We start from the raw sequence: 15,671 nt of genomic DNA, 5'->3' as shown, positions 1-15,671 counted from the left end.
TGATCGCCGGCTTCGTCGATGTCGACCACGGCGGCATCCGGCTCGACGGCGCCGATCTGGTCTCGGTCGCGCCCAACAAGCGCGGTCTCGGCATCGTCTTCCAGAGCTATGCACTCTTTCCCCACATGACCGTGGCGGAGAACATCGCCTTCGGGCTCGAGATGCGCGACGTGCCCAAGTCCGATCGCGACAGGCGCACGCAGGAGGCGATGGAACTGGTCGGCCTCAAGGGCTTCGCCGATCGCTATCCGCGCCGCATGTCGGGCGGCCAGCAGCAGCGCGTGGCGCTGGCGCGGGCGCTGGCGCCGCAGCCGCGCTTGCTGCTGCTGGATGAACCTTTTTCGAATCTCGACGTGGACCTGCGCGGGCGCCTGGCGCACGAGGTGCGCGGCATCCTCAAGGCGGCCGGGGCCACTGCCCTGTTCGTCACGCACGACCAGCTCGAAGCCTTCGCCATCGGCGACCGCATAGGCGTGATGCACCAGGGCCGGCTGCACCAGTGGGATGAGGCTTACGCGCTGTACCACCGGCCGGCCACGCGCTTTGTCGCCGACTTCATAGGCCATGGCGTGTTTGCGCAGGCCCATATCGAGCAGCACGGCGAGGAGGTGGTGGTGCATACCGCGCTGGGCGACCTCACGGACATGCTGGAATGCCCCTTGCCGGGCGCCTACGCCGGCGGCTTGTGCGACGTGCTGCTGCGGGCCGACGACATCGTGCACGACGACAACGCGCCGGTCAAAGCGCAAATCCAGCGCAAGGCCTTTCGCGGCTCGGAGTTTTTGTACACGCTCAAGCTGCAGACGGGCGAGACCGTGATGGCGCATGTGCCTTCGCACCACAACCACGCGCTGGGCGAGTGGATAGGCATACGCGCCGAGGTCGACCACGTGGTGACTTTTCCCCGCGAAGAAAGTGTCGCGCCTTAAGCCTGCAGCCGCAGGCGTTCGATGTCTTCCCGCAGCGTCTGCGCCCAGACCCGCCGCGTCTGCCCTTGCGGTGCCTGCGGCTCCCCAAAGACCACCACCGCCTTGATGGGCGGCGCCGTGAGCGTGCGCCAGATCGAGCCGGCCAGGGTTTCGTCGTCCACGTAGCTGGGCGCGAAACTGGTGGCGCCGCTGGCCGCGTCGATGAACTTGAGCGCCACCGGCTGCACCGGCACAGCGGCTTCAATGGCCGCCTGGATCAGGTTGGCATGGAAGGGTTTGAGCGTGATGCCGTCGCCCGTCGTGCCTTCAGGGAACACCGCGAGGATGTCGCCCGCCTGCAGGCGGTCGGCCATCTGCGTGACCACCCGGTGGGCGTCGCGGCGCGACTCGCGCTCGATGTAGAGCGAGCCGGCGCCGTCGGACAGCGTGCGCACAAAAGGCCAGTCGCGCACGTCCGCCTTGGAGACAAAGCGGCAATGGCGCGACGCGTGCATCACCAGGATGTCCAGCCACGAAATATGGTTGGCCACCAGCAGCATGGGGCCGCTGGCGGGCGGCGTGCCCTTGACCACCAGTTCGATGCCGACGATGCGCAGCATGGCGCCGGCCCACACCTGCACGCGCGCTTCCCTGTCGGCCTGTTCCAGTTTGGGAAAAAGGGTTTTGATCGTCCAGAAGCCCTGCACCGCGTGCACGGTGGCGCGCAGCAGCGTCCAGCAGAAACGAAGCCATCTCATGGGTTGGCCGCGCCTCAGTGCGAGGCTTCGTAGGCGAGCTGCCCGCCCACCACCGTCCAGCGCACGCGCACCGGCATCTGGTGACCGGTGAAGGGCGTGTGCTTGCCCTGGCTGCGCAGCGCGGCCGGCTCCACCGTCCATTCGCCCTTCGGGTCGAACACGCAGATGTCGGCCACGCCGCCCTTGACGAGACGGCCCGCGCTGCCCTGCAGCGTGCCCAGCGCATCGCCGAGCACGCGCGCGGGTTCGCTGGTCAATACCGCCAGCGCGCGCAGCAGCCCGGCGTTGCTGTCGCTGCCCCACTTGCAGGCCAGGCCCAGCAGCAATTCCAATCCGGTGGCGCCGGGCTCGGCTTCGGCAAACGGCAGGGTTTTGGCATCTTCATCGACCGGCGTGTGGTCGGACACCAGGGCATCAATGGTGCCGTCAGCCAGGCCCTGGCGGATTGCGTCGCGGTCGCGCTGCTGGCGCAGCGGCGGGTCCAGGCGCATGCGGCTGTCGAAGTAGCCGATGTCCACGTCGGTCAGGTGCAGGCTGTTGATGCTGACGTCGCAGGTCACGGCCAGGCCTTCGGCCTTGGCCCTGGCGACCAGCGCGACGCCCGCGGCGCTGCTGATGCGGCACAGGTGCACGCGCGCGCCGGTGGCGCGCACCAGCTCAAAAATCGTGTGCAGCGCGATCGTCTCGGCCGCGACGGACACGCCGCTCAGGCCCAGGCGCGTGGCCAGCGCGCCGCTGGCGGCCACGCCCTGGCCCAGGTAGAGCTCCTGCGGCCGCAGCCACACGGTGTAGCCGAAGGTGGAGGCGTATTGCAGCGCGCGCATCATGACCTGCGTGTTGGCCAGCGGCACTTCGGCCTGGCTGAAACCGACGCAGCCGGCCTCGGTCAGCTCGACCATCTCGGTCAGCGTCTCGCCCTTGAGCGCGCGGGTCAGCGCGCCCAGCGGGAACACGCGCGACTGGTGCAGTTTTTCGGCGCGAAACTTGAGCATCTCCACGAGACCCGGCTCGTCGAGCACCGGGTCGGTGTCGGGCGGGCAGACCAGGCTGGTCACGCCGCCGGCGACGGCCGCCGCCAGTTCGCTTTCGAGCATGCCTTCGTGCTCATGCCCGGGCTCGCGCAGCCGGGCCGACAGGTCGACCAGGCCGGGCGCGACGATGCAGCCGGCGGCGTCTATGGTCTTGTTGGGCGCGAAATCGGCGGGGGTGTTCTTGAGCGAGACGATGCGGCCGGCGGCAATCGCCACGTCGCAGGTTTCGTCGAAGTTGGAGCCGGGGTCGATGACGCGGCCGTTCTTGATCAGTATCTTCATTCTTTTTCTCCGCGCGTTCAGGCTTCGTTTCCGGCGACTATGCTCATCACCGCCATGCGGACCGCGATGCCGAAGGTGACCTGCGGCAGGATGACGCTTTGCGTGCCGTCGACCACGGCGGAGTCAATCTCGACGCCGCGGTTGATGGGGCCGGGGTGCATGACGATGGCGTCGGGTTTGGCCAGCTGCAGTTTTTCGGTGGTGAGGCCGAAGCTCTTGAAGAACTCCTGGCTGCTGGGCAGCAGCGCGCCCGACATGCGTTCGTTCTGCAAGCGCAGCATGATGATCACGTCGGCGCCCTTGATGCCTTCTTCGAGCGTGTTGCACACGCGCACGCCCATCTGCGCCATGTCGGCCGGCACCAGGGTCTTGGGGCCGACCACGCGCACCTCGGGGCAGCCCAGCGTGGTCAGCGCGTGGATGTCGGAGCGCGCCACGCGCGAGTGCAACACGTCGCCGACGATGGCGACGGTCAGGTTGCTGAAGTCTTTTTTGTAGTGCCGGATGGTGTACATGTCCAGCAGGCCCTGCGTGGGATGCGCGTGGCGGCCGTCGCCGGCGTTGATCACGTGCACGTGCGGCGCGACGTGCTGGGCGATCAGGTAGGGCGCGCCCGATTCGCTGTGGCGCACCACAAACAGGTCGGCGGCCATGGCGCTCAGGTTGGCGATGGTGTCCAGCAGCGACTCGCCCTTGGAGGCCGAGGAGCGCGCGATGTCCAGGTTGATGACGTCGGCCGACAGCCGTGTGGCGGCGATCTCGAAGGTCGTGCGGGTGCGCGTGGAGTTTTCGAAGAAAAGGTTGAAAACGCTCTTGCCGCGCAGCAGCGGGACTTTTTTGACTTCGCGGTTGTTGACGCTGACGAAATTGGCGGCGGTGTCGAGGATTTGCGTCAGTGTGGCCTTGGGCAGGCCTTCGATGGACAGCAGGTGGATCAGCTCGCCGTTTTTGTTGAGTTGCGGGTTTCGTCGGTACAGCACGTTGTGGACTCCTCTTGTTCTCTTATGGGTCTCGTAGGTTGGATAGCGTCAGGCCTGGTGGTCCTGCACCTGGAAGCTGAACTTGCCGTCTTCGGCGCGCGCCAGCTCCAGCGACTGCGAGGCCGGCAAGGCCACACGTGCCACGGCAAGGTCCGGCTGCACCGGCAGCTCGCGCCCGCCGCGGTCCACCAGCACCACCAGCTTGACGCTGGCGGGCCGACCGTAGTCGAACAACTCGTTGAGCACCGCGCGTATGGTGCGGCCGGTGTAGAGCACGTCGTCGACCACGATCAGGTGGGCGCCGTTGACGTCAAACGGCAGCAGGGTCTGCCCGCTGGAGGCCAGGCCGCGCTGCGAAAAATCGTCACGGTGCATGGAGGACGACAGGATGCCGGCTTCGGCGGCCAGGCCCAAATCTTTTTGCAGGCGCTGCGCCAGCCAGGCGCCGCCCGAGGCCACGCCGACCAGCATGGGCGGTGTGGGATAGGACGCGAGTTGCTGGCGCATGCCGCGCAGCAGGTCGCCGTACAGCGCCTCGGCGTCCAGTGTCAGACTGCTCATGGAAGACTCCTTAAAAACTGCTCGAGGATGATGCAGGCCGAGGCAGCGTCGGCGTCGGCCGCGCCGCCGGCCAGAGCCTCGGTGGTGCTGTAGCGCTCATCGACCTCGAAGACCTGCAGGCCGAAGCGGGCGCGAAGCTGGCGTGCGAACTTCTTCGCCCGCAGGGTATTGTCGTGGCTCGCGCCGTCGGGATGAAAAGGGACGCCGACCACCAGCGCGTCGGGCTGCCATTCCTTGACGCGCGCCTCGACGGCCTTGAGGCGGGCGTCGCTGCCCTCGGCGGAAATGGTGGCCTGTGGCGAGGCGGTGCGCGTAAGCACATTGCCGGTGGCCACGCCGGTGCGCTTGAGACCGAAGTCGAAAGCCAGAAAGGTGTGAAGGCCAGTGGCCTGAGGGGAAGGCATGGCCGCCAGGCTCATGCGTGGCCGGCCTCGGGAGAGAGCATCCAGCTTTGGAGGCCCAGCAGCATGAGCGCCTTGTCGTAGCGCTGTTCGACCGGCGTGTCGAAGATCACGCCGACGTCGGCGGCGACGGTGAGCCAGCTGTTGTCGGAGATTTCCGATTCAAGCTGGCCTTCGCCCCAGGCCGAGTAGCCGAGCGAGACAAACACCCGGCGCGGGCCGGCGCCCGTGGAGAGGGCTTCCAGCACGTCCTTGGAGGTGGTCATTTCGAGGCCGCCGGGAATCGTCATGGTCGAGGCATAGACCGATTCGCTTCCGGGCATCATGGATTCGTGGAGCACAAACCCGCGTTCGGTCTGGACCGGGCCGCCCTGGAACACCGGGGTTTGCGTCAGGTCGTCGCGGCGCAAGGGCAGCTCGACCTTGTCGAACAGGTTTTTGAGGCTGATGTCGCTGGGCTTGTTGATGACCAGCCCCAGCGCGCCCCTGTCGCTGTGTTCGCACATATAGACCACGCTTTTGGCAAAAGCTTCGTCGTCCATGCCGGGCATGGCAATGAGGAAGTGATGCGTGAGGTTGATCGATGCGGAATCCGTGGCCATTCCCGGATTTTACGCGCAGTGGAAAGCGCCGTGCGCGGCTTTGCTTTCGCTACCATCCCATCATGCAAAAGAAATACCAGGCTGGCCTGATGTGGTTCAGGCGCGACCTGCGGGCCCAGGACAACGCCGCGCTGCACCACGCATTGAAAGCCTGTAAGCAGGTGTTCTGTGTCTTTGTGTTCGACCGGGACATCCTGGACCCCCTGCCCCGCGCCGACCGGCGCGTGGAATTCATCCACGAATCGGTGCTGGGCCTGGATGGCCAGCTGCGCCAACTCGGCGCCGCGAACGGCAGCCCGCACGCGGGCCTCATCGTGGTGCATGGCCGTGCCGGCGACGCCCTTCCCCGGCTGGCCGCGGAACTGTCCGCCGACGCCGTCTTTGCCAACCATGACGACGAACCCCAGTCCCTGGCGCGCGATGCCGCCGTGCAGGCCGCGCTGCAAGCCCAAGGCGTGGCCTGGCACAGCTTCAAGGACCACGTGATCTTCGAGCGCCAGGAAGTGCTGACGTTGGCGGGCAAGCCCTACACGGTGTTCACGCCTTACAAAAACGCCTGGCTCAAAAAGGTCGACGATTTTTACCTCAAGCCTTACCCGATTGACCGCTACGCGGCGGCGCTGGCGGCCATGCCGGATGAAAAGCGCGCCATCCTCTCACTGGCCGGACTCGGGTTTGAGAAGACCAATCTGACGGCGCTGAAAATACCGACCGGCAGCGAGGGTGGCGCACGGCTTTTTGAAGACTTCCTCGGCCGCATGGCGAACTACAAGGCAACGCGCGACTACCCGGCCGTCAAGGGGCCGAGTTACCTGGGCGTGCACCTGCGCTTCGGCACGGTGTCTATCCGGCAAATGGCCGCGGCGGCGCTGAGCCCCGAACACAGGGACAGCGAGGGCGCGGCGACCTGGCTCAGCGAACTGGTCTGGCGCGATTTTTATGCGCAGATCCTCAGCAACTTCCCGCATGCGGTGCACAGCGCGTTCAAGCCGGAATACGACGCGATCCAATGGGAGAGCGGCGAGAAGGCCGATGCGCTGTTCCGGGCCTGGTGCGAAGGCCGCACCGGCTACCCGCTGGTCGACGCGGCCATGGCGCAGATCAACCAGACCGGCTACATGCACAACCGCCTGCGCATGGTGACGGCGAGTTTCCTGGTGAAAGACCTGGGCATCGACTGGCGCCGGGGCGAGCGTTACTTTGCCGAAAAGCTCAATGACTTCGACCTGTCGGCCAACAATGGCGGCTGGCAATGGGCGGCCAGCACGGGCTGCGATGCGCAGCCCTACTTCCGGATCTTCAACCCGGTCAGCCAGAGCGAGAAATTCGACGCCGACGGCGGCTTCATCCGTAAATATGTGCCCGCGCTGGCGAAGCTGCCCGCATCGGCCATCCACAGCCCCTGGCTGGCCGCGCCGCTGGAACTGGCGGCCGCGGGCGTGGTGCCGGGCAAGGATTACCCGCTGCCCATCGTGCGGCACGACGAAGCCCGGGCCTTGACCCTGCAGCGCTATGCGGTGGTGAAAAAGTCCTGAGCCGGCGATCTCAAGGAGAGCGCGCGGCCTGCGAGGATTCCACCTGCGCAGCAGGCGGAATCCGGCAAACTCAAGCGGAGATTGCGGTCTCGGCGGCGCAGTAGTGGCGCACCAGGCTCATCAGCTCTTCTTCGGAGTAAGGCTTGCCCAGGTAGTGGTCGACGCCGAGTTCCTTGGCATGCTCGCGGTGCTTTTCAGCGATCCGCGAGGTGATCATGATGATGGGCAGGTTGTTCAGCCGCACGTCGGCGCGGATGTTGCGCGCCAGGTCGAAGCCGTCCATGCGCGGCATTTCGATGTCGGACAGCACCACGGCCGGCCGCTCTTCCTGCAGGCGCTCAAGCGCCTGCAGGCCGTCGGCCGCCATCGAGACGCGGTAGCCTTCGCGCTGCAGCAGGCGCTGCGTGACGCGGCGCACCGTGATGGAATCGTCGACCACGAGGATCAGCGGGATCTGCGGCGCCACCGGCATCAGGACAGGCGCCTTTGCAGTGCTGCCGCCGCCGGCGTCTTCCAGCATATGCGGCTCGGCGCTGTCCGTGCTCCAGGCACGGGCCTGCTGGCCGTACACGGAAGCCAGCGCGACCGGGTTGTAAATCAGCACAACGGCGCCCGAAGCCAGCACGGACATACCCGCCAGGCCCGGCAGGCGCGACAGCTGCGGCCCGAGATTCTTCACCACAACTTCCTGGTTGCCCAGCACTTCATCGACGTGCAGGGCGATGCGCTGTGCGGCGCTTCGGAAAATCACGACCGGCGTGGTCTTGCCCTGGGGCTCGCCGCTGCGGTGGGAGGCCTGCAGCAAGGCGCCCGACCAGAAGAAGGGGACGGCTTCGCCGGCGACGTCCAGCGTGCCGGTGTTGTAGGCCTGTTGCAGTTCCTTGGCGGTAGCGCGGCGCACGGTTTCCACCACGTTGGCGGGCACGCCCACCGAGAGATTGCCGGCGCGGATCATCACCACCTGCGTCACGGCCGTGGTCAAGGGCAGCACCAGCTTGAAGTGGGTGCCCTTGCCTGTCACGGTGGACGTTTCAATCCGGCCGCCCAGCGAGTTGACCTCGGAGCGGACCACGTCCATGCCGATGCCGCGGCCGGCCAGTTCAGTGACCTGCGCTGCGGTGGAGAAGCCGGGCATGAAAATCAGGTTGGCGGCGTCGCTGTCTTCCAGCGGCTGGTCCGGCGTGATCATGCCGAGGCTGATGGCTTTTTCGCGGATGCGGCGCAGGTCCAGGCCGGCGCCGTCATCGCTGAAGTCGACCGAAACGTCGTTGCCTTCCTGGCGCAAATGGACGGTGATCAGGCCGACCGGGTCCTTGCCGGCGTTGGTGCGGGTCTCGGTGCTTTCGATACCGTGCGCCACGCAATTGCGCAGCAAATGCTCAAACGCGGGCGTCATGCGGTCCAGCATGCCGCGGTCCATTTCAATGGTGCCGCCCAGCAGGTCCAGCTTCACCTGCTTGCCGGTGTCCTTGGAAGCCTGGCGCACCACGCGGTACAGGCGCTCGGAAATGCCTTCGAACTCCACCATGCGCGTGCGCAGCAGGTCGCGCTGCAATTCGCGGGTCTGGCGGGCCTGGGCGATCAGGTCGTCCTCGGTGGCTTCCACCGTGCGCTGCAAGGTGCGCTGCACGGTCGCCACGTCGTTCACGGATTCGGCCATCATGCGCGTCAGTTCCTGCACGCGGGTAAAGCGGTCAAACTCGAGCGGATCGAACCCGGCCTGGGCCTCTTTGGCCTGCGCCAGGCGCGATTGCATCTGGGTTTCAGCCTGCAGTTCGATGTCGCGCAACTGCTGGCGCAAGCGGTTCAAGTTACCGCTCATGTCGTTCAGCGAGCCGCGCAGCTGGCCGAGTTCGGCCTCCAGGCGCGAGCGGGTGATCATGACTTCACCAGCCTGGTTGACCATGCGGTCCAGCAGTTGCGAGCGCACGCGAATCGACGCGTTGGCCGCTTGCCGCAGGGGCTGCATGGCCATGGTCTGCGGCGCCGGCACCGTGAGTTTGCGGGAGCCGGTGGCGGCAACCGGTGCGGCCGTTTCCGCCGGGGCATCCTGGTCATCCAGTGCGGCGGCTTCTTCAACGGGCACGGGCTTCAGGACAGGTTCGGCGGCGGCAAGAGGCGCCAGCGGCACAGGCGCGGCGGCGGCGGCCGCGTCGGCATGGCGCAGCGCTTCAAACGCGGCTTCCATGGCATCAAAACGGTTGATCAGGGGTTCGAATTCGGCCGAGGCGGCGGCGTCGGAGCCGAGGAACTCGATTTCGGATTCGATCCTGTGCGCCATTTCACCGAGGCGCAGCGCGCCGGCAAGCCGGGCACTGCCCTTGAGCGTATGGAGTGCGCGCAGCACTTCCATGCGCGCGCCCTTGTTGTCGGGCCGCGCGGACCATTGCCTGAGCGCGCCGCCCAGCTGGGGCATCAATTCGGCGCCTTCTTCTTCAAAAATCGGGAACAGGTCGGGGTCGATCGCGTCGACCGCATCGATTTCCTCGTCTTCCTCATCCCCGAAATTCTGGGCGGCGGGTGCGGGAGCCGGCGTGACCAGCCGCATAGGAGGCGCAACCAGGGTTACAGGCGGCGGCACAGGCGTAGCCGCCTGTACAGGTGCTACCGGCGCGGGTGCGGGTGCTTCGACAACCGGGGCCGGCTTGACGGCCTGCACAGGAACAGCCTCAGGCTCGGGCAGGGGCGTTGCTTCGGCAACAGGCTCGTCGGCTTCAAGGGAATCGGGAGCGAAATCAAAGTCGGAGAGATCGGTGCCCGGTGGCAAAACCGAGTCGGAGAAATCAAGCTGCTTCAAGCGGTCAAGAACGCTCGCGTCCGGCTCCTTGAGGAAACCGGCGGCAAACTGGTGCAGCAGCCTGCGGATGTCTTCCGCCGCGTCCACAAACACCTGGCCGTACTTGACGGCGCCGTTGCTGTGGTGCGCGCGGGATTGCTGCAAGGCATGCTCCAGCGCGCGGGCCATTTCGGACAGGGCGTCAAAGCCGACCGTGGCGGAGCTGCCGGCCAGGGAGTGCGCCAGGGCCACGGTGGAATCGCTGACCGGCTGGTTGCGCTCGAGCGACCATTCGGCCACTTCCGTCACCAGCCTGCGCGACCATTCGTCGGCTTCGTTGAGGTACACGTTGTACAGCGGGATTCCGATGCGCAATGCGCCTATCACCTTCACCTGCTCGTCCCCGCTGCCGTCGGCGGACAGCATGCTGTCGCTCGCCTCGACGGTGTCCAGGGCATCCAGCGCCTCAATGGTCTCAAGATGTTGAACCGGTGCGGGCTCGGCGGCGCTTGCGGGCGATGCGTCGAATGAGAAGTCGGCGGCAAAGTCGGCCCTGGCGGGCTCGGCCGGTTCAGTGGCTTCAGCCTGGAAGTGCTTGTCGAAGTCCGCATCGGACAGTTCGATGGATTCCCCGGTGTCCAGGTCCAGCGACGGGCCGGGATCGCTCGCGGCGACGGGCGCCACGGTAATCTCGGCGTTCGCGGAAAGCCCGGCGAGGCTGCCGAAATCGATGCCGGCGATCTCCACGGCGGGCTCCCCCACCGCTTCGGCGGGCTTGGCTTGCGCGGTGGCGTCCACGTTCTCGAACACCAGGTCAAAGTCCAGGTCGGTAAGGGCGGCAGGGGTTTCAGCCGCTGCGGTGCCGACGACCTCGGGCGCACCGGCGTCCAGGTCGAACTCGGGCATGGAAAACGTTTCGGCCGCCGCGACCGGCGGCTCCACGGCGGGCGAGGGGCTTGCCGCCGCGTCCGCCTTGGCGCCCAGAACCAAGGGGCTGTAACGCCCTTCGGTGCGCATGGCGTCGGCGCTGACGCGGAAGGCTGAAGCCGACCAGGCGCCGTCCTGGTTCGCGGCAATGTCGGCGATCCAGCTCGCGAAGCCGTTCATGGCCTCGCTAGACAAGGCCCTGAATTCATCGGTGGTGGCCTTCTGGTCGGCCAGCCAGCTGTTGAGCATTTGCTCCAGCGACCAGGCGGCTTCGCCAAACTCATTGAGCCCCACCATGCGTGAGCTGCCCTTGAGCGTGTGAAAGGCACGCCGCAAGACGGTGAGCTGCGAGATGTCGGCGGGGTCGCCGGCCAGCGCGGCCAGGGCTTCCTGGCCGTTACCGACCACTTCGCGCGCTTCCTCCAGGAAGATGTCGCGCAGGTCGTCTTCTTCAAAGTCGTCGGATGCGGCCTGGCTTTCAGGCGCGACGGGAGCCGGCGTCACGGAGAAGGCCAGCGTCGTCAAGGCGGTGGCGGCCGCACCGGCATTGCTGCCCGATACGGCGGCGGATGCCTCGCGCGCGGTTTGGGCCAAGGCCGGCTGCTCGGCCAGCGCCGCATGGGTCGCCAGGGTATCGAGCTTGACGGTGAGGCTTGCTTCGGCTTCGCCGTGGCCGGCATCCTGCACCACGGAAATGACTTCCTGGGAGAGCATGTCGCTGCTGACGGAGACGGCCGAGGCGGCGCTGGACGCATTGAGCGTGCGGCCCATCAGCGGTCGGAGTTCGCCCTTTTCATCGTCGTAGACAAAGAGCTTCTTCGCCAGCGCAGGCTGGTAGTTCAGCATGTCGATCAGGAAACTCAAGGCACCCAGGTTGTTGCCCAGGTGTTCAAACGTGCCCGCGGCGCGCGCCATTTGTTCGTCGATTTCGGTGACGAGCATCTGCTCGACGCTGTCGCGCATGCGCAGCACCGCGTGCGAAGCCTGGTCCAGCCCCAGCACGGACAGCACACCGCGCATCTGGGACAGCTGGCCGGGAACAGATTGCAGTGCCGCCTTGTCTTGCGGGTTGCGAAAGAACACGTCCAGCGATTTTTCGAGCTCGCCCAGCGAAATGCGCAACTCACCGACCACACTGCCCATGGTCTGCTTGTCGCTGACGCGGCGATAGAGCTCTTCCATCCAGCCTTCCAGCGGCTGGGGCTGCCCGCCGGCCCTGACACCTTCCAGGCGCTCGGCCAGGTTGGCGGTACGCACCGCCAGCTGTGGGTCGTTGGGGTCCAGGTCGTCGAAAGCAGCTTCCAGGTAGAGCACCGAGGTGGCCACTTCCATGGCCAGTTCAATACCGGGCGCATGGCCCGAGCGTACCGTCGTGTCGACGGCGCGGGTCAGGGCCTGGGCCAGGGGTTCGCTCGGTGGATGGAGCTTGAGCAGCGAGTCGGTCACCAGGCTGAACTGGTCGGCCACCGACTTGAATTTGTTGGCGTCGCCGGCGGACAGCGAGGACCAGGTTTCCTTGGCCGAGGTGATGCGCTTGCGGGCTTGCGCCAGCAGGGCCGGATCGAAACGCCCGAACTGGACGAGTTCGTAATCAACCGGCTTGAAGCGGTTCAGGCCGTAGGCCGAGCGGACGGCCGACAGCACGGGCGTGTCGCTGGCACGCGCGGAAACCGCTTGCGAGCAGAAAAACAGCAGGTCCTGGGCAAGCCGTTCCGAGACGGCGGTGTCGCCCTTGGCCAGCGAGGCGTACTGCATCAGGATGCGGGAACCCGCGCGCCTGACGTAGATGTCCGAGCCGAGCAGTTCGTTGGCAAGCGCTTCGAAATATGCCGCGGCGATTTTCCAGAAGATCCTGGGCTGGCGGTCGGCCTGCCTGGCGGCAAATCCGAGGCTCAGTTCCTTCAGGTTTTTGGCGGCTTGCGGCGCCTTGCCCTTCATGATCTGAAGCACCGACTGATCCAGCACGGCACGCGCGCTGTCGTCGTAATTGCGCGGTTCGGCGGCGGACGGCAGTTCCGGCTCCAGCCAGCGCCACTCGAAAGGCCACAGGTCGGCGGGATGGATGCGGTCGGCTCGCACCAGTTCCTGCACGTCGCGGTATTGGGGGAACAGGGAGACCGCGGAGACGCGCTTGTCGGCCAGCACGCCTTCGAGGTATTCGGTCAGCGCAAAGCTGGCCCGTTCGATTTTTCCGGCCGCGTCCTGGTTGCACTGCTCGGGTTGCTGCACAAATTTCTGCACCGCCGCTTCCATGGCGCGGAGCACCAGCGCGGGGCCCGCGAGGCCGACCATCTCGAGCGCGCCCACTGCCTGGTGCAGTTGCTGGCGGGCAATCCGCAGCTGGCTGGCATCGACGGCCGCGAGGTCGGAACCGCGCGCGGCTTCCGCGTCGCGCACGAAACGCTTCAGGGCCTTGGCGGCGCCATCCAGCGACTTGCGAAGCTCATCGAGCACCCATGCGAGGGGGCCCAGGTCATTGACGGCAAGGTCGAGCTCGGCAGCGGTTGAGTTCGTGACGTTGGATTGCATAGATAACGGGCCGGTTCGGGAATCGGTGTCAGAGGCTAAGGCGGCGGTCAGCGCACGACGGGCAAGCTGGCATCAGGCGATCTTGAATCGGGACACAGACTGGCGCAGTTCTTCAGCCATGCGGGAAAGGTCACGCACCTGCTGCGCCGTGGAACGGGTACCTTCTCCGGTTTGCTCCGTCACCGCGAAAATGTGCTGGATGTTGCCGGCCACCACGTTGGCCGAAGCGGCTTCGCGGGACGCGGAGTTGGAAATCTGCTCAATCAGTTCAGCGAGGCGGCGTGACACCTGGTCAATCTCGGTCAGCGCGGTACCCGCGTTATCGGACAGTTTGGCCCCTTCCACCACACCCTGCGTGGAGCGTTCCATAGCGGCCACGGCATCCTGCGTGTCGGTCTGAATGGCTTTCACCAGGGCCGAAATCTGGCGCGTCGCATCCGCGGAACGCTCAGCCAGCCGCTGCACTTCTTCCGCAACCACCGAGAAGCCTCGTCCGGCTTCACCAGCGGACGCCGCCTGAATGGCCGCATTGAGCGCCAGCACGTTGGTCTGTTCGGTAATGTCGGAAATCAGCTCGGTAATTTCACCAATCTCCTGGGACGATTCGCCCAGCCGTTTGATCCGCTTGGAGGTTTCCTGGATCTGGTCGCGGATGGAGTTCATACCGCCGATGGCGTTCTGCACGGCCTGCAGGCCGGATTCGGCGGCGGTCAGCGATTGGCGCGCCACCTGGGAAGATTCCTGCGCCTGCGTGGACACTTCATTGATTCGGGACGCCATGTCGAGCACCGACTGGCCGGTTTCGCGAATCTCGCGCAGCTGTTCGGTGGACGCCGCCAGCAGTTCGGTGGAGGTGCTTTCCACCTGCGCCGTCGTCTGCGCAACGCGCGTGGCCGTGTTCTGCACGTTACCCACCAGCTGGCGCAACTCTTCCACCGTGTAGTTCACCGAGTCGGCGATGGCGCCGGTGATGTCCTCGGTCACGGTCGCTTCCTGCGTCAAATCGCCTTCAGCCACTGTCTGCAACTCATTCATCAAACGCAAAATGGCGGCCTGGTTGGCGTCGTTGACGCGCTTGGCGTCCTGCTCCTGGCCCTTGGCTTCCTGACGCTGCGTTTCCGCAACCGCCTGGCGCTGCTGGCTGTCCAGCACCTGCAGACGGGCCAGGCCGGCCGCGCAGAGCAGCGCAAAAGCGGCGGCACCGGCCAGAATACCCAGCGAAGTCACGCTCAAACCGGTTTGCACGGACAGCTTGCCCTGCAGGTCTTCCAGGCCGCGGCGAAGCGGTTCGCTGTCGGCAATGATGGAGGATTGCGCTTCACGCGCGGACACCAGGCCCTGCAAGTTGCCCAGAATGGCGCCGGCCTGCACGCGCGTCTGTTCGTAGAGGGCCATCAGCGCATCAAGGCGCTCACGGGTTTGCGGATCCTTGGAGCCGGCCAGGCGCAACTCGGGGCTGCCTTCCTGCAGGCCCTGGGCGATTTCCTTGAACGAGTTCAAATCCTTGCCCAGCAGGAACACGGCTTCAGGGCTCACGCCTTCCATGGTCAGGAACTCATTGGCGGATTTACCGATACGCTGGGTCAACATCACCAGCTGGCCGGAGGCGGAAATTTCAGCCGGCGCCGCATTCTGCTGCAGCTTGAGCGAGGACACGGTTTCGGCGATTTCCAGCAGGTCCGAAGACTGGCGGTTAATGGTGCGCAGCGCGTTGCCCACCTGGGTCAGAATGTTCTGCTGTCCCATCACGGTCTTGGCGTTCTTTTCGGCGCGTTCCATGAAGGGGGTGACTTTTTCCACGTCGGGCTGCAGGTCTTCGCTGACCGGCGCCAGGCGCAGGCTGTCTTCGCCGGACTTCAGGCCGCGCACGGTCTTGGCCAGCACGTCGGAGCTTTCGCGCACGTCGGGGAAGGCCTGGGCACTGCCCACCAGCGCCTGCGACACCGATTTCGCAAGGCGTTGCGACTGCATCAGCGACTGGCCGGTTGCCGCCACCTGCTGAGCCACTTTGTCCGCCTGGCTCAGCGCAAGGAAAGTCACCGTACCCAGAACCGCCACCGAAACAGCCAGGAAAAACACCAGGATCCGCTGGTGCTGGCCGATGGTCCTGCGGCCCAGCACGGGCAAGCTCAGGACTTCGGGGGTGGCGACTACCGAGTCCTCGGCCGTCGCTATGCGGGTGGAGCCAAAAGCATCATCATTGCCATCCGCCCGCCGCGCCGTGGCGGTCTGCAGGGAAGCTTCATCCATGGCGCCGGTTGCCAGCGGATCCGGCGTGCCGACGGAAGCCATGTCCATGCTGTCCTCGGGCTGGACGGACTTGGTTTTAAATAGCTTCTGGATATTTTCAATAACAGACATGGTGAGCCTTCCGGGGAGAA

General features: G+C 65.9%; 10 protein-coding genes. 2 read left to right on the top strand and 8 right to left on the bottom strand.

The annotated features are described in order from the left end of the window. Positions 1-929, top strand: a 929-nt coding sequence (locus ACLV74_RS03810; RefSeq protein WP_411878037.1) for an ABC transporter ATP-binding protein, incomplete at its 5' end; no start/stop codon positions are given. Here the strand turns inward: ACLV74_RS03810 and ACLV74_RS03805 are convergent. Genes ACLV74_RS03805 through ACLV74_RS03780 form a run of 6 tightly spaced genes read right to left on the bottom strand, consistent with a single transcriptional unit; the run spans position 926 to position 5,523 of the window. After that, positions 926-1,666, bottom strand: coding sequence for a lysophospholipid acyltransferase family protein (locus ACLV74_RS03805; protein ID WP_411878036.1), 741 nt, complete (start codon positions 1,664-1,666; stop codon positions 926-928). The genes ACLV74_RS03810 and ACLV74_RS03805 overlap by 4 nt on opposite strands. Positions 1,667-1,680: 14 nt before the next feature. After that, complete coding sequence (locus tag ACLV74_RS03800) at positions 1,681-2,979, bottom strand: dihydroorotase (protein ID WP_411878035.1); 1,299 nt, start codon at positions 2,977-2,979, stop codon at positions 1,681-1,683. Positions 2,980-2,996: 17 nt separating this feature from the next. Continuing rightward, the gene (locus ACLV74_RS03795; RefSeq protein ID WP_411878034.1) at positions 2,997-3,959 is read right to left on the bottom strand and encodes an aspartate carbamoyltransferase catalytic subunit; all 963 of its coding nucleotides are present in this window, start codon (positions 3,957-3,959) and stop codon (positions 2,997-2,999) included. 48 nt (positions 3,960-4,007) lie between these two features. Then, a complete protein-coding gene (gene pyrR, locus ACLV74_RS03790; protein WP_411878033.1) occupies positions 4,008-4,520 on the bottom strand; it encodes a bifunctional pyr operon transcriptional regulator/uracil phosphoribosyltransferase PyrR in 513 nt (170 codons plus the stop codon). Further along, the gene (gene ruvX, locus ACLV74_RS03785; protein ID WP_411878032.1) at positions 4,517-4,939 is read right to left on the bottom strand and encodes a Holliday junction resolvase RuvX; all 423 of its coding nucleotides are present in this window, start codon (positions 4,937-4,939) and stop codon (positions 4,517-4,519) included. Before ruvX ends, pyrR begins: the two co-directional genes overlap by 4 nt. Next, the gene (locus ACLV74_RS03780) at positions 4,936-5,523 is read right to left on the bottom strand and encodes a YqgE/AlgH family protein (protein ID WP_411878031.1); all 588 of its coding nucleotides are present in this window, start codon (positions 5,521-5,523) and stop codon (positions 4,936-4,938) included. Before ACLV74_RS03780 ends, ruvX begins: the two co-directional genes overlap by 4 nt. A 62-nt stretch (positions 5,524-5,585) precedes the next feature. Here ACLV74_RS03780 and ACLV74_RS03775 point away from each other — a divergent pair, with 62 nt between their 5' ends. After that, positions 5,586-7,058 (top strand): cryptochrome/photolyase family protein, encoded by a 1,473-nt coding sequence (locus ACLV74_RS03775; protein WP_411878030.1) that lies wholly within the window; start codon positions 5,586-5,588, stop codon positions 7,056-7,058. 70 nt (positions 7,059-7,128) lie between these two features. On the opposite strand, the gene ACLV74_RS03770 is transcribed toward ACLV74_RS03775, so the two are convergent. Next, the gene (locus ACLV74_RS03770) at positions 7,129-13,290 is read right to left on the bottom strand and encodes an Hpt domain-containing protein (protein ID WP_411878029.1); all 6,162 of its coding nucleotides are present in this window, start codon (positions 13,288-13,290) and stop codon (positions 7,129-7,131) included. Positions 13,291-13,362: 72 nt separating this feature from the next. Then, a complete protein-coding gene (locus ACLV74_RS03765; RefSeq protein WP_411878028.1) occupies positions 13,363-15,651 on the bottom strand; it encodes a methyl-accepting chemotaxis protein in 2,289 nt (762 codons plus the stop codon). Between the last annotated feature and the right edge of the window lie 20 nt (positions 15,652-15,671).

It is taken from the genome of Polaromonas sp. YR568 (assembly GCF_943369415.1).
GTDB lineage: Bacteria > Pseudomonadota > Gammaproteobacteria > Burkholderiales > Burkholderiaceae_C > Polaromonas.
The sequence above is the reverse complement of the archived record's forward strand: the minus strand, read 5'-3'. Positions and strand labels throughout refer to the sequence as shown.